Here is a 14,704-nt window from a genome sequence, read left to right as displayed (position 1 = left end):
AAAGGTTTTATGACGACGTGTTTCCTGAATCGAGCGCTTTCAGATCGGGTAAAATGGCTCGCCTTGCTCTTTGCATTGGGCATTCAGTTTTTCTCGGGTAACATATTGGCGCAGGGGTATAGCGGATCGGGGATTATTCCTAAACCTACCCTTGAACTGAAGCGTTCGGGAAGTTTTGCGATACAAAAAACAACCAGGTTGCATATTTCCGGTTCTGATCATTTAAGCACTGCATTTTTTGATCAATACCTCAAAGATTTATCGGGTTTTACACTTTTGCGAAGCAATAGGCCAGTGCCCAAAGGAATCAATCTCATGGTTGATACCCATCTGAAGTTAAAATCAGAAGGTTACTTGCTTGATGTTTCTCAAAATGGCATAACCATTAAAGCCATTGATGAAAAAGGACTGTTTTATGGTTTGCAATCGCTGGTGCAGCTCATCAGGAAAAAAAATAAGATAATTGCGGTACCGGCGTACCACATTCAGGATGAGCCACGTTTCGCTTATCGCGGTATACATCTGGACGTGGCCCGACATTTATTTAGCGTTCAATCGATAAAAAAATGGCTAGATCTGCTGGCGTTTTACAAGATCAACACCTTCCATTGGCATTTAACCGACGACCAGGGTTGGCGGATAGAGATTAAAAAGTATCCCTTGTTGCAAAGTGTTTCCGCTTATCGGGATGAGACGCTAATCGGGCATAAAAGGGCTGATCCGCACCGTTTTGATGGAAAAAGATATGGTGGTTACTATACACAGGAAGAAGTAAAAGACATTGTGGCCTATGCCAGCGCACGCCGGATTACCACCATCCCCGAAATTGAAATGCCAGGACATGCACAGGCCGTACTGGCGGCCTATCCACAGCTGGGTTGTACCGGCGGACCTTACCAAACGGCAACCTATTGGGGCGTATTTGAAGATGTTTTCTGTGCAGGGAACGAAGAGACTTTTCACTTTCTTGAAGATGTGCTGGATGAAGTCATTCCCTTGTTTCCTTCAGCGTATATCCACATCGGTGGCGATGAATGTCCGAAAAACCGCTGGCACAATTGCCCTAAATGTCAGAAAAGAATTAAAGCGGAGCAGCTTAAAGACGAGCACGAACTGCAGGCTTATTTTATTGCCAGGATTGAGCGCTACCTGAATGCAAAAGGTAAAAAGATTATCGGCTGGGATGAGATTTTAGAAGGTGGGTTGGCGCCCGATGCCACGGTGATGAGCTGGCGGGGCCTGGAAGGCGGCATTGCTGCGGCCAGGTTAAAACACGACGTCATCATGACACCTGAAAAATTTCTTTATCTGGATTACTATCAATCACTCAATAAAACGGAACAAACCGCTGCGGGCGGCTATCTGCCATTAAAAAAGGTATATGATTATGAACCCATGCCAGCTGAACTGAATCCAGAAGAACAACAATATATCAAAGGTGTTCAGGCAAATGTTTGGAGTGAATACCTGAGCGATGCTTCTAAAGCAGAGTACATGATCTTTCCCCGTGTAATAGCCCTTGCAGAAACCGCATGGTCGCGTAAAGAAAACAAGCTTTATGCTGATTTCCTTGCCCGGTTAATGGCAAATAGACGATTTTTAAAAAAGCTGAATTATTCCACCGCTTTTTATGATATTACCGGCGCAAGCGTAAATGATGCAAAAGCTTTTGCATTAAATACCGATTTGTCAAACGACGAAATCCGTTATACGCTAAATGATAAAAAGCCTGATCTGGGTAGCACAAAATATTCAAGCCCTATTCCAATTACACAATCTGTAAGGATAAAAGCCCAGCTTTTTAGGGCAGGCAAGCCGGTAGGGAACATGTTTGAACAGGTTATCGTTAAAAGTATGGCAGCCGGTAAAAAAGTAACACTTACCCACAGCGGACAGGGCAACTATAATATCGATGCCCAGCGTTTAACCAACGGTATCCGGGGATCGTATTTATACAACAACGGAGAGTGGCTGGGGCTTAGCAGCGGCGATTTTGAAGCCGTAGTTGATTTGGGCGAAGAAAAAACAATAAGTGAAGTGGGCATCAATACCTTAAATTACCAGTGGCAGAAAATGCATCCGCCTAAATTACTTTTAATAGAAGTTTCAACTGATCAGCAGGTTTACACTGAAGTATCAAGGCAAACCATTTTCAGTGTAGAGGGCATCAATATGGCCCTGCACAAAATTAACCCCGCGAAAGCCCGGTACGTACGGATTAAAGCCAGTAATATTGGAATTATACCCGACGGTTTTTACGGCGCAGGAACAAAAGCCTGGCTAATGTTAGATGAGATTATCGTAAATTAAATGACTATACTAATCGTTCTGCTTTGCATCGCACTACTCATTGTACTGATCTCGGTTTTCAAGATCAATGCTTTCATCTCTTTTTTATTGGTATCATTTATGGCCGGTTTAGCGCTGGGTTTACCTCCCGCAAAAATCCCCGCCAGTATAGAAAAGGGGATGGGCGACGTACTGGGTTCGCTGGCCGTCATCATTACCGCAGGTGCGATGTTAGGTAAACTGGTGGCCGAAAGCGGTGCTGCGCAAAAGATTGCCCAGGTAAGTATGCAGGTGTTCGGACAAAAGTATATTCAATGGGCCATGGTACTCACCGGATTTCTGATTGGTATTCCGCTTTACTATGGTATTGGTTTCGTATTGATGGTACCCCTGATTTTCTCAGTGGTTTACCGCTACAAATTACCAGCTTTATATATTGGCCTGCCCATGCTTGCCGCATTATCGGTTACCCATGGTTTTTTACCTCCGCATCCATCGCCGGCAGCTTTGGTGGTGCAATTTAAGGCAGATATGGGCTTAACATTGTTATATGGCCTGGCTGTTTCTATCCCGGCAATCGTTATCGGCGGCCCCATATTTTCGCAGACATTAAAAAATATTATCGCAGTACCCATCGCTTCATTCAGCGCCGCTGAACGCGCTGAGCACGACCTGCCCAGTGGCTTTAAAAGTTTTTTCACCGCTTTACTCCCGGTAATATTACTGGCTGCTGCATCTTTCCTTCCACTCTTACTGGGCCAGGATTCATCCATTTTGCCTTACATTTTGTTTGCCGGCCAGCCTGCTGTGGTAATGCTGATTGTACTGATCGCAGCCACCTGGTTATTAGGTTTGTCGCAGGGTAAAAAGATGACCGAAATTATGGGTATTTATGGTGAGGCAGTAAAAGACATTGCTTTGATTTTACTGATTATTGCCGGATCTGGTGCTTTGAAGCAAATTTTAACCGAGAGCGGTGTGAGTAACCAAATTGCGGCTTACCTCCAGCACGTTGAGCTGGAGCCATTATTCCTGGCCTGGCTGATCGCGGCTTTGATCCGCTTTTGTGTAGGCTCTGCAACGGTTGCAGGTTTAACCACTGCCGGTATCATTGTACCCTTAATGGAGCAGACACATACCAATCCAAACCTGATGGTGCTTGCAGTAGGCGCCGGGAGCCTCATGTTCTCGCACGTTAATGATGCAGGATTCTGGATGTTTAAAGAATATTTTGGTTTAAGTTTAAAAGATACCTTTAAATCGTGGGCATTAATGGAGTCAATAGTTGGCATTGTTGGTCTGCTTGGCATACTTTTGCTTCACCTGATTATCGCTTAATTATAACACATATATAAAATGGAAAATTTAACTCCCGACGAACGCTTCGAACAATTAAAACTAAACCTTCCACCTGCGCCCGCGCCATTAGGCGTGTATAAACCTTGCCTGGTTGATGGAAAATATCTTTATCTGAGTGGCCACGGACCGGTACAGGATGATAAATCACTTATTATTGGCCGGATCGGATCAGATTTAAATCAGGAAGAAGGCAAACTTGCTGCTTTACAGGTAGGCTTAACCATGTTATCGACAATCAAAGCCAATTTAGGCAGTTTGAACAAAGTTAAACGGGTAATTAAAGTATTGGGCATGGTGAACTGTACGCCCGAATTTGAGAAACATCCTTTCATCATTAACGGATGCAGCGAGCTTTTCGCAAAAGTATGGGGCGAAGAAAACGGGATTGGTGTACGCAGTGCGGTAGGTTTCGGCTCATTGCCTGATAATATCCCGGTTGAGATTGAGGCCTTATTCGAACTGTTTTAAGATGGAACAAAAGCAAGCCTGGTATCTGCTGCCTGATGAAGCGCGTATTGAAACGCCTTCGCTTATTTTTTATGAGGAACGTTTGCAAGCGAATATCAGTTTACTGAAAAGTATGATTGACCGCATAGACCGGTTAAGGCCTCATGTAAAAACCTATAAGTGCAGGGAAATTACCAGGCTGCTGTTATCGGCCGGCATCAAAAAATTTAAATGCGCTAACATTGCAGAGGCAGAGATGCTGGCGATGGATCAGGCACCTGATGTTTTGCTGGCTTATCAGCCGGTGGCCGAGAATATCAGCCGCTTTTTTAAACTTAAAAAACAATATCCTGATACGGTTTTCAGCTGCCTGGTAGATCACCCGGCTATAGCCGAACAGCTTTCAGTAATGGCAATTAAAGAGAATGTAAAAGTTGATGTTTACATCGATTTGAATGTAGGCATGAACAGAACCGGCCTATTACCCCATCAGGCCTTCGGCTTAGTGCAGAGCCTGCAGCATTTTACCGGTTTAGCGGTTAAGGGTTTGCACGCTTATGATGGTCACATTCATGATGCGGCTATGGACGTTAGGATGGAGAAATCGGCGCCTGTTATTAAACAGTTGTTTGATCTGCGCGAACAGCTTGAGGCGCACTTAGGATATGAGATTACCGTTGTAGCCGGCGGTACACCTACCTTTCCGGTCTACGCCTCGCAAACCGGTTTTGAATGTAGTCCTGGTACTTTTATCCTTTGGGATAAGGGTTATCAGGATGCTTACCCGGAACAGGCTTTTTATACTGCCGCATTGGTGGCCAGCAGGGTAGTTTCCCTTCCAAATGATGGATGGCTCTGTACTGATCTCGGGCACAAAGCGGTGGCGGCAGAAAAGGAGCTGAAAAATCGTGTATTTTTCATCAATGCCCCACTTCTTGAAGTTCAAAGCCAGAGTGAAGAACATCTGGTATTGCGCAACCCTACGCCCAAAACCTATTTGCCCGGCGATATGCTGTACGGATTACCTTATCATGTTTGCCCAACTGTTGCCCTCCATGAAAAGGCCATTTGCCTGAAGGCAGATCGATCTTTGGAGTACTGGGAAATCATTTCCCGAAAAAGAAAAATTACCATTTAAAGAATTAGTATGTTTACGATAGACGCCCATTTGGATTTAAGCATGAACGCTTTGGAATGGAACCGTGATTTAACACAGGAGGTTTCAGCCATTAATCAGCGTGAAGCGGGTTTGACCGACAAGCCGGACCGGGCCCTGGCAACCGTATCGCTGTCCGAGCTGCGTAGAGGAAATATTGGTCTGGTAGTGGCCACGCAGATTGCAAGATATGTGGCGCCTGATAACCGGTTGCCTGGCTGGCATTCTCCGGAGCAAGCCTGGGCGCAAACCCAGGGACAGCTGGCCTGGTACAAGGCCATTGAAGATGCCGGTGAAATGTTTCAGGTGAATGACCTCGAAACACTGGAAAAACACATCGCTTTATGGCAAAATGATCAGCCTGCAGCTGAAAAGCCTGTAGGCTATATCCTCAGTCTGGAAGGTGCAGATTCATTTGTTACGCCCCGGCATCTCGAACGGGCATGGCAGAACGGTTTACGTGCGGTTGGCCCCGCACATTATGGCCCCGGCCGCTATGCACAGGGAACGGATGCAACAGGTAAAATGACTGCGTTGGGGCACGAGCTGTTAAAAGAAATGGAACGGTTAAACGTCATCTTAGACGCTACGCATTTATGTGATGATAGCTTTTGGGATGCTTTGAGCCGTTTTAACGGACATGTTTGGGCTTCGCATAATAATTGCCGCAGTTTGGTAAACCATAACCGCCAGTACAGCGATGAGCAGATTAAAGCACTTATTGATCGCGGTGCCGTAATTGGTGCTGCGCTCGATGCCTGGATGATGGTGCCTAACTGGCAACGTGGTGTTTCACAGCCTAAGGAAATGAACTGTAACCTCGAGGTGATGATCGATCATATTGACCACATTTGCCAGCTTGCAGGTAATGCATTGCATGTGGGCATCGGTTCAGATCTGGATGGTGCCTTTGGCAAAGAACAGTGTCCTTACGACCTCGAAACCATTGCCGATTTACAAAAAGTACCTGATTTATTTATAAAAAGAGGATATACCGATACGGATGTCGAAAACCTGATGAATGGAAACTGGTTACGTTTTTTGAGGAAGGCCTGGGCATAATTTGAATGGATATGATTAAAAGAATACAATTTGCTATAGGTTTGGGGCTGGCATTTTCAATTTCGCATCTCCCGGTTTTCGCACAAAATAAAAGCACGCTTCCTTTATACAAAAATGCAAAAGCACCTGTAGAAAGCCGGATTAAAGATCTGCTTTCGCGGATGACGGTTGAAGAAAAAGTCGGACAGATTTCCATGCCATTGGGCTGGCCGATGTATAATAAAAACGGTAATGAAGTTGAGGTAAGTGAGGCCTTTAAAAAATCATTAAAGGAGTCGTATACCGGGATGTTGTGGGCTACACTGCGGGCAGATCCCTGGACCAAAAAGACGCTGGCAAATGGATTGAATCCTGAACTGGCCGCAAAAGCTACAAATGCCATTCAGAAATATGCGGTTGAAAATACGCGTTTAGGTATTCCCATATTAATTTCTGAAGAAGCACCGCACGGCCACATGGCTATTGGTACAACCGTTTTCCCTACTTCAATAGGACAGAGCAGCACCTTTAATCCGGAGTTGATTGAAAAAATGGCCAGGGCAATTGCTGAGGAGACACGCGTACAGGGCGGTCATGTTGGCTATGGACCAGTGCTTGACCTGGCACGAGAACCCAGGTGGTCGAGGGTGGAAGAAACTTATGGGGAAGACCATGTACTGATTAGCAGAATGGGCGAAGCAATGGTGAGAGGGATGCAGGGAAAATCGATTAATAGCGGAGTAAATGTAGTGGCCACCTTGAAACACCTGGCTGCCTATGGTGCACCGGAGGGCGGACACAACGGAAGCAGCATCAACCTGGGATTGCGCACTTTACATCAGTTTTACCTTCCACAGTTTAAAGCCGCAGTTAAGGCAGGGGTTTTATCGGTGATGACTTCGTACAATTCTATTGATGGCATTCCCTGTTCCTCAAATGAAATGCTGCTTAAAGATATACTGATTAAAGATTGGGGTTTTAAGGGCTTTGTGGTTTCTGATCTGAACAGCATTTCGGGATTAAAATCGAATCATCATGTCGCTAGAACAGCGGCTGAGGCTGCTGCAATGGCTATTAACGCCGGTTTAGATGCCGATTTAAGCGGAATAGGTTATGGAAAAGCTTTACTTGATGCCATAAAACAGGGTAAAGTTTCCATCAAAGTATTGGATAGCGCCGTAAGTAAGGTACTGCGGATAAAATTTCGGATGGGTTTATTTGAAAACCCTTATGTTGATCCGCAGGTGGCTAAACAAAAAGTGAGAAATGAAGAAAAAATTGGCCTGGCGCGTGAGGTGGCGCGGGAATCCATTATCTTATTAAAAAATCAGAACCAGCTGCTTCCACTCAGTAAAAAATTAAAAAGTATTGCCGTTATAGGCCCAAATGCCGATAATGTTTACAACCAGTTGGGCGATTATACAGCGCCGCAGGCAGCAGGTAATGTAATTACTGTTTTACAGGGGATTAAAAACAAACTGGGTGAAACAACCCAGATCAATTATGTAAAAGGATGTGCCATCCGCGATACGCTTTCAAGTGAGATTGAAAATGCGGTTATGGCAGCGAAAAAATCTGACGCGGTGGTAATGGTATTGGGCGGTTCCAGCGCACGTGATTTTAAAACGGAATACATTGAAACCGGTGCGGCTAAAGTGAATGCAAAAGTAGAGGCCCTTAGCGATATGGAAAGTGGAGAAGGATATGACCGGGCTACACTTGATTTAATGGGCGACCAGTTGAAGTTACTAAAAGCGGTGATGAAAACAGGAAAACCTGTTGTACTGGTATTAATTAAAGGAAGACCTTTAAACTTAAACTGGGCTGCCGAAAATGTACCGGCTATTCTAGATGCCTGGTATCCGGGGCAGGAAGGTGGTAATGCAATTGCCGATGTACTTTTTGGCGATTATAACCCAGCGGGAAGGTTAAGCATTTCAGTTCCAAAATCTGTTGGACAGCTACCGGTTTATTATAATGCGCGTTATCCGGAGAAACATGATTATATAGAAATGGATGCTAAGCCTTTATATCCTTTTGGCTATGGGTTAAGTTATACCACTTTTGCTTATCAGAATCTTAAGATAGCGACTAATCCCGGTCAAAAAACAGTAAACGTTAAAATAGATTTGAAAAATATAGGATCAGCCGATGGTGAGGAAGTGGTACAACTTTATCTGCGACATCATCAATCATCAGTGGTAATGCCTGTTAAACAGCTTCTCAAGTTTAAAAGGGTGGCTTTGAAGAGCGGGGAACAAAAGACGATTGCTTTTAGCATCAATCCATCAGATCTTGAAATTTATAACCAGAAGATGCAATGGGAAGTTGAAGCGGGAACTTATCATTTAATGGTAGGCAGTTCATCAGATGATATACAGCTTGAAAAGGATTTTGTAGTTCATCATTCGGCTATACTGCGTTAGTATTTCAAAATCTTGAAAAAAAATAACCGCTGACAAGCAGTTGTCATAAAGCTTCCTGAAATTTGTCTGAAATAAATTAAAAGACAAATGATTAATCTCGTTTCAATCAGGATCATCACTGAAGATGTTAGTAAAATGTTGAAGTTTTATGAGCAGATCACTCAGATAAAGGGTATTCGCTTTACGGAAGATTTTGCAGAGCTGCAAACTGCCTATGTAACACTCGCAATTGGAAGCACCAGAACTTTACAGTTTTTCGGGGGAACCGAAGTTGCCAAAGCAGCCAAAAACCGCTCGGCCATTATCGAATTCATTACAGATGATGTAGACCGGATTTATCAGGAACAATCCGGGTTTCTGGCTACATATTTAGTTCAGGAACCCACAACTATGCCCTGGGGAAACCGTTCGCTTTTGTTCCGTGACCCTGATGGAAATCTCGTTAATTTTTTTACCCCGGTTAGTACGGAAGCCATCAGGAAATTTGAGGCTAAGCTTTAGGTTCACGATATTGCTGAAAAATTTCCAGCTGCTAAGTTCTGCCATTTGGAATTTTCATGTAAAAATCGTCATCTCGACCGAAGCAAAGCGAAGTGGAGAGATCTATCCTGCAAGAAAGACCCTGAAACGGGTTCAGGGTGACGATATTGCTGAAAAATTTCCAGCTGAGTTCTGCCATTTGGAATTTTCATGTCGAAATCGTCATCCCGACTGAAACCTAGTGTAACGGAGAGATCTGTCCTGCAAGAAAGGCCCTGAAACAAGTTCAGGATGACGATATTGCGGATTGATTTCAAGCTGTTAAGTTGTGCCATCTGGAATTTTCATGTAGAAATCGTCATCCCGACCGAAGCAAAGCGAAGTGGAGAGATCTATCCTGCAAGAAAGACCCTGAAACAAATTCAGGATGGCGATATTGCAGATTGATTTACACAGGCCAAGGTCTGCCATTTGGAATTTTCATGTAAGAATCGTCATCTCGACTGAAACGTAGTGTAACGGAGAGATCTGTCCTGCAAGAAAGACCCTGAAACAAATTCAGGATGGCGATATTGCAGATTGATTTACACAGGCCAAGGTCTGCCATTTGGAATTTTCATGTAAGAATCGTCATCTCGACTGAAACGTAGTGTAACGGAGAGATCTATCCTGCAAGAAAGACCCTGGAACAAGTTCAGGGTGACGATATTGCAGATTGATTTCCAGATGCTAAGTTGTGCCATCTGGAATTTTCATGTAAGAATCGTCATCCCGACTGAAACGCATTTTAAAAGAGAAGTTTATTCTGCGAGAAAGATCCTGATACGGGTTCAGCGTAAGTAAAATTTAAGTTCCCCGTTGCAGACTCAGCCCGTATTCCCATCAATATTCCCATTCTCCAGATGAGCAATGCGAAATATCTCCTTTGAAATAATGGCAATGTTTTCTTTTAGTTCATCCAGGTTACAATTTTTAGTGCCAATAAGAATGGGCAGTTCCATTATTTCTTCCATAAATTCTATTTTTAATGAACATCCCGGCGCATCTTCTGCGCTACCTTTTAGCTGGGAGAAAATCTCACTGGCTTCTTTTTTGTCTCTGCCAAGAGAAAACTGGCCATAGGTAATTTTTCCGGCCGGACCCTGAAGGCTGATGTTGATCGTAAAACGGGTTTCCATCGCTAAATTTTTGGTGTTTTTTAAAATGGACGAAAAGAAGACATCATCAAATAAAAAGTGCCGCTAAATGCGGCAACTGGGAAATTATTGTATTTCGATCTGTCTCGAAACTGCCTTTGCTTCTTCCTTTTTTGGAATGTTGAGATGGAGTATACCATCTGTATAAGCGGCCTGAATCCGTTCAACATCAGCGCTATCCGGAAGGGTAAATGCTCTGGTAAATGCAGCGTAACTATATTCCCTTCTATTATAGGTTTTACCGTCATTATTGTTTTCGGTATGCTTTGCGGTAGATATGGTTAGCATATCCTTCTCAATAGATACTTTGAAATCTTCTTTCTTTAAGCCTGGAGCAGCCAGTTCAATGTGGTACTCTTCATTCGTTTCAGAAATGTTAACAGCTGGTACGCTGCTTAAGCGACGATCTGTAAAAAAAGTATCACCTAATACGGATTCGAAGATGTCATTAAAGCCTGGCAATAATGAACTGTTCTTTTTTTCTGGATTGAATTTAACCAATGTCATAGTTTTTTCTCCTTTTAATGTTTTAATAATAAATGGACTATAAATCAATTAATTTATCAATTTAACCTTCGTTTAAGGTTACACTTCATGTTAATCAAGTGCTGTGCCAAGGCCATTCTGACCGATATGACCGCATTTTTTCTGAAAAATTTTCATAAAAAATGAAAATTTTTCAGTGCCATAGCTGAAAATTTTTCAGTTTTGAAACCTGGTTTTATAGCTGCCGGCGTATAAGAATTTAAGACCGTCCTGGCTGTTATAAATGGATAGACTTTGCTAACCGATCCTTTTCCAGGAAATAGTAATCCGCTCATCAGCGGCTACGAAGTATTCTAAATCCTCCATTTTATTTTTTACGGTTGCAGATTTTCCCGGAACGATGGTAAATCTCAGCTTCGGATTTACTTTGCCCGTAATCTTGAACCTTGCCATAGTGCTGTGGTGGCCCTGCAATGAAAAGGTAATTTTTCCTTTACTTTTTCTGATGCCATGCATCGGCGCGTCGCAGAATATCAAAAAAGACTCATCTTCAATCCTGATGTATTGACGGGGCAATATACCGAAAGCATTACCCGCTCCATATACTTCCTGCCCAACAGTGCCATTCTGTTCCGTTCCGTCGTGCAAATCTTCCAGTGCAATCCAAAGATTCCGGTCTACTTCCCCCATTTTTACTTCATCAGAGAGCATTTCAGCAGGAAGCATCGGTGGGTAATAGTAAGCGGCTCTGTTAATCAAAAACCGGATGTATTCAGCACATAATAACCTCACACTTTCAGGTATTTCAACACCATGCGCATGGTTGAGGTAATCATGAAAGGCACAAAAAACTTCCTGTTCTTCATAAACTGCCGTGTAAGGTGCATCTGTAAGCGGAAAGAGGGCAAAAAAGGTTGGAAAGTGTTTTCCAAATCCATAATTACATTCCCATAACTGCACATTCTGGAAAATTGAAGCGAGACAAGTGTAACTGAGTTCGAGATATTTTTGTTTTTTTGTTATCTTATAAAGTCTTAATAATGCGCCTGCAGAGAATGCGGTATTATTTGCCTGGTACATGAGTTTAAACCCGATTTTAGTCAGCTTATTTGCAGCCCGCTCTGCTTCCAGAAGATATTTTTTGTTTCCGGTAAGCTCATGGGCTTGCAGCATCACGTGTGCGTAAAGCCCCGGAACATCCTTTTCTCCACCCTCACCAGCTTTTGTTTCGGCCTTAATAATTTCAAGCGTATCCATTTTGTAAAATACAGGCCAATCATAACGGAATTTTTTTGCAACCTTAATCACGAAACCCAGCGAATCAAGGAATAGGCTTTCTGCAACCTTATCACCCTTGAGGGCCAATCTGGAGAGGTTAAGCATAGGATGGTGAAGGTACCATGAGTCCATAACCATAGGCATTTTTTGTTCTTCATCTCCTTTCAGCTTTGATTCAGCCGCAGGGTGCCAACGCAGCAGGGTCTTCAGTTTCTGATCATAAAACGACGGCAGGCCTTCCTTTATCGTTTTTATTACTTCAAGGCTTTTGCCGCTCCACGCTACATAATCTACCAGTGGTAAAAGAACAGCAAGCTGGACCATTATTTCGGGCGGGGTTTCGTAATCACTTACATAAGCATTGAAATAACGGTGGCCATCAAGTTGTGACCAGCATCCCGGGCTTTCGATCAGATCTTTCATCCCTTTATCCAGTATTTCCGGCCAGTTTTGATAACTTGTTTCTGGTTTTTCAAATCGGGTATAAATGGAAGCAAGCATATCCAGGTAATCCCTGCTGATATTATCTGTACTCTTTTTATATTCTTTAAAGCACACCAATGCATCGCTGAGCTGTATTTCTGCTCCTTTTGCAAGCTCCCGGATAGGTGAGGGTGGAAGTGCAAGCCCGATTTCTGGTACGTCACCGCCAACTACCTCCCTGAGAGAAGTTCCCGTTTGCTCTGCATACGGAGATAAACTGCTGAGGTTCTGGAAATATAACATTCTTAAAGAACGTTCAGGGAAGTCCATGTAAAGAAGTCCTGTCCGGTTGCCCACCTGACTATGCCTGATCTCACCCATATCCTTTTGAGGGCATAAAAGATCGCCAATGGTGAGAATGTCTCTTGGCCAGAACGGGACAGTTATCGCCTGGTTAAGTGTTAATGAACTGCTGTATTTCAATATCGGGAATTCAGCATCCTCAAACGAAATATCGATTTTAAAATCTCCTATTGCCGATGATGCCGTAAAATGAATTTTGTTTGTTGATTTTCTGATTTTCAGGTTTTCCAGATTTCCGCCGGGAGAAAAGCAGGTACGAAAAAATATTGGCTCATAATTTTTCTTTTTAAGCTTTACCCATAACGAATCTCCTGTATCAATTATGGTAAAGCTAAATTTTTGAATGGTAATTTGGTCATGTTCAGTATGCTTGTCCCTGAAACTGTCCAGGGCATTAATGGCCCAGGGAGATATGCCTTTCATAGATTTAAGGTTAATGTTTGTAATCCCGAATGCGATAGCTTAGTTTGTCGTCATCCTGATCCGAAAAATAAATGGCGTTAGTATAACATTCACGCATATCCAAAGAATTTAAAAATTCAAGGTATTTCCACTTCTCCGGGTCAATATCAGGTAAAACAAGATGAGTAAGTCAATGGTTTTAACCTCCGGTATACGATTTCCTTTAACAGGCCTCAAATCCCCGCGTCGGCCAATCAGCCTTGAATGCGATAACTGAACCGATAAAGGTTTAATAAAATATTAGTTTATAGAGTTCGCTATACTGTTCAGTCCGCTAAGCCGATGATCTTGATGCCGCATGTGCTGAACAGGCATAGTTAATTGTTAAAAAATGTTAAAATATTTTGAAAAAAAATCAACTTTTTTTTGTTTTGGAGCCCTAATCAGATAACAAAATCAGAAAACATTTTTTAAAGCAATTATTAATATTTTGGTTTAGATTATGTCAGTACAACTACTATTCGATCCCTTGCGAAAGGGCTTATTTCGCACACTCTTATTATTAACATTTTTTGCTGCAACGAAAACCGTTGATGCGCAAACCCAGGATCCCCAGAAGGGAGCGTCCGGATTTTCTGCCAAGCTGGTCAATATCGAATCTGCTGTTAATGAGCCGTTTCGTTTTTCAGCCTCGCTACACAACGGAACAGCTAGCCCACAGGTTTATGAACTCAGGTCGGAATTGCCTGCAGGATGGCAGATTAGCTATCGTGTAGAGGGTAGCCAGGTTACTTCTGTGAATTTAGCGGGAGGCCAAACCCGCGAGATAGCCATCGAAATTACTGCACCAGCAAATGCCGCCGCCCGGAAATATCTCATTCCCATCAAGGCCGCATCATCTTCGCTAACCTTGCCGTTACAACTGGAAGCTGTAGTGAAGGGGTCTTATGGTGCCAGCTTAAGTACGCCGAGCGGAAGACTAAGTGAGGAGCTTACTGCCGGTTCTCATAAGGATATTGAACTTGAATTACAAAATACTGGCACCTTGCCGCTATCCTCATTAAGTATCTCTTCTCAACTGCCCACCGGATGGGAAGCAACTTTTTCTCCAAGCCAGATTGAAAAGCTGGATGGTGGTAAGAAGGTAACGATTAAAGTGACGTTAAAAGTACCGGATAAAACAATTGCCGGCGACTATAGTGCCACTTTTACGCTTGGAGGGAATAATGCCAATGCGCAGGCCGCCTTTAGGATCTTTGTTAAAACCTCTGTACTGTCTGGCTGGATTGGAATACTCATCATCGTACTGGCAGTTGCAGCAGTATATGTGCTCATCCGTAAATACGGTCGTCGGTAAC

General features: G+C 43.3%; 12 protein-coding genes. 9 read left to right on the top strand and 3 right to left on the bottom strand.

Translation table 11 applies throughout. The features are described 5' to 3' along the window. The first annotated feature begins 9 nt into the window (after nt 1-9). The 8 genes from DV942_RS03970 to DV942_RS23410 all read left to right on the top strand — a co-directional run bounded on the left by DV942_RS03970 (nt 10) and on the right by DV942_RS23410 (nt 9,645). Nucleotides 10-2,310: a glycoside hydrolase family 20 protein gene (locus DV942_RS03970; protein ID WP_186462422.1), complete on the top strand. Its 2,301-nt coding sequence runs from the start codon at nt 10-12 to the stop codon at nt 2,308-2,310. Then, a complete protein-coding gene (locus DV942_RS03965; RefSeq protein WP_145855459.1) occupies nt 2,311-3,627 on the top strand; it encodes a gluconate:H+ symporter in 1,317 nt (438 codons plus the stop codon). 18 nt (nt 3,628-3,645) lie between these two features. Continuing rightward, nucleotides 3,646-4,116 carry a RidA family protein gene (locus DV942_RS03960; protein WP_134203852.1) on the top strand — a complete coding sequence of 157 codons (471 nt, stop codon included), beginning with the start codon at nt 3,646-3,648 and terminating at the stop codon, nt 4,114-4,116. Nucleotide 4,117: 1 nt separating this feature from the next. Next, complete coding sequence (locus DV942_RS03955) at nt 4,118-5,233, top strand: D-TA family PLP-dependent enzyme (RefSeq protein WP_145855457.1); 1,116 nt, start codon at nt 4,118-4,120, stop codon at nt 5,231-5,233. 9 nt (nt 5,234-5,242) lie between these two features. Further along, complete coding sequence (locus DV942_RS03950; protein WP_145855455.1) at nt 5,243-6,313, top strand: dipeptidase; 1,071 nt, start codon at nt 5,243-5,245, stop codon at nt 6,311-6,313. Nucleotides 6,314-6,324: 11 nt separating this feature from the next. Continuing rightward, a complete protein-coding gene (locus DV942_RS03945) occupies nt 6,325-8,718 on the top strand; it encodes a glycoside hydrolase family 3 N-terminal domain-containing protein (protein WP_145855453.1) in 2,394 nt (797 codons plus the stop codon). A gap of 87 nt (nt 8,719-8,805) precedes the next feature. Further along, the gene (locus tag DV942_RS03940; protein WP_244950824.1) at nt 8,806-9,219 is read left to right on the top strand and encodes a VOC family protein; all 414 of its coding nucleotides are present in this window, start codon (nt 8,806-8,808) and stop codon (nt 9,217-9,219) included. A gap of 270 nt (nt 9,220-9,489) precedes the next feature. Then, nucleotides 9,490-9,645 (top strand): hypothetical protein, encoded by a 156-nt coding sequence (locus tag DV942_RS23410; RefSeq protein WP_186462421.1) that lies wholly within the window; start codon nt 9,490-9,492, stop codon nt 9,643-9,645. Nucleotides 9,646-10,064: 419 nt separating this feature from the next. Here the strand turns inward: DV942_RS23410 and DV942_RS03935 are convergent, their stop codons facing one another. From DV942_RS03935 to DV942_RS03925, 3 genes are all read right to left on the bottom strand, one after another. After that, nucleotides 10,065-10,376: a hypothetical protein gene (locus DV942_RS03935; RefSeq protein WP_145855451.1), complete on the bottom strand. Its 312-nt coding sequence runs from the start codon at nt 10,374-10,376 to the stop codon at nt 10,065-10,067. 84 nt (nt 10,377-10,460) lie between these two features. Beyond that, nucleotides 10,461-10,901 carry an Hsp20/alpha crystallin family protein gene (locus DV942_RS03930; protein ID WP_145855449.1) on the bottom strand — a complete coding sequence of 147 codons (441 nt, stop codon included), beginning with the start codon at nt 10,899-10,901 and terminating at the stop codon, nt 10,461-10,463. Between the two features lie 276 nt (nt 10,902-11,177). Beyond that, nucleotides 11,178-13,367, bottom strand: coding sequence for a hypothetical protein (locus DV942_RS03925; protein ID WP_145855447.1), 2,190 nt, complete (start codon nt 13,365-13,367; stop codon nt 11,178-11,180). A 481-nt stretch (nt 13,368-13,848) separates the two neighbouring features. On the opposite strand from DV942_RS03925, the gene DV942_RS03920 reads away from it, so the two are divergent. Then, nucleotides 13,849-14,703, top strand: coding sequence for a COG1470 family protein (locus DV942_RS03920; RefSeq protein WP_145855445.1), 855 nt, complete (start codon nt 13,849-13,851; stop codon nt 14,701-14,703). The last annotated feature ends 1 nt before the right edge of the window (nt 14,704 follow it).

Origin of the sequence: Pedobacter suwonensis (assembly GCF_007833675.1) — a bacterium.
GTDB classification, from domain to species: domain Bacteria; phylum Bacteroidota; class Bacteroidia; order Sphingobacteriales; family Sphingobacteriaceae; genus Pedobacter; species Pedobacter suwonensis.
The sequence above is the reverse complement of the archived record's forward strand: the minus strand, read 5'-3'. Positions and strand labels throughout refer to the sequence as shown.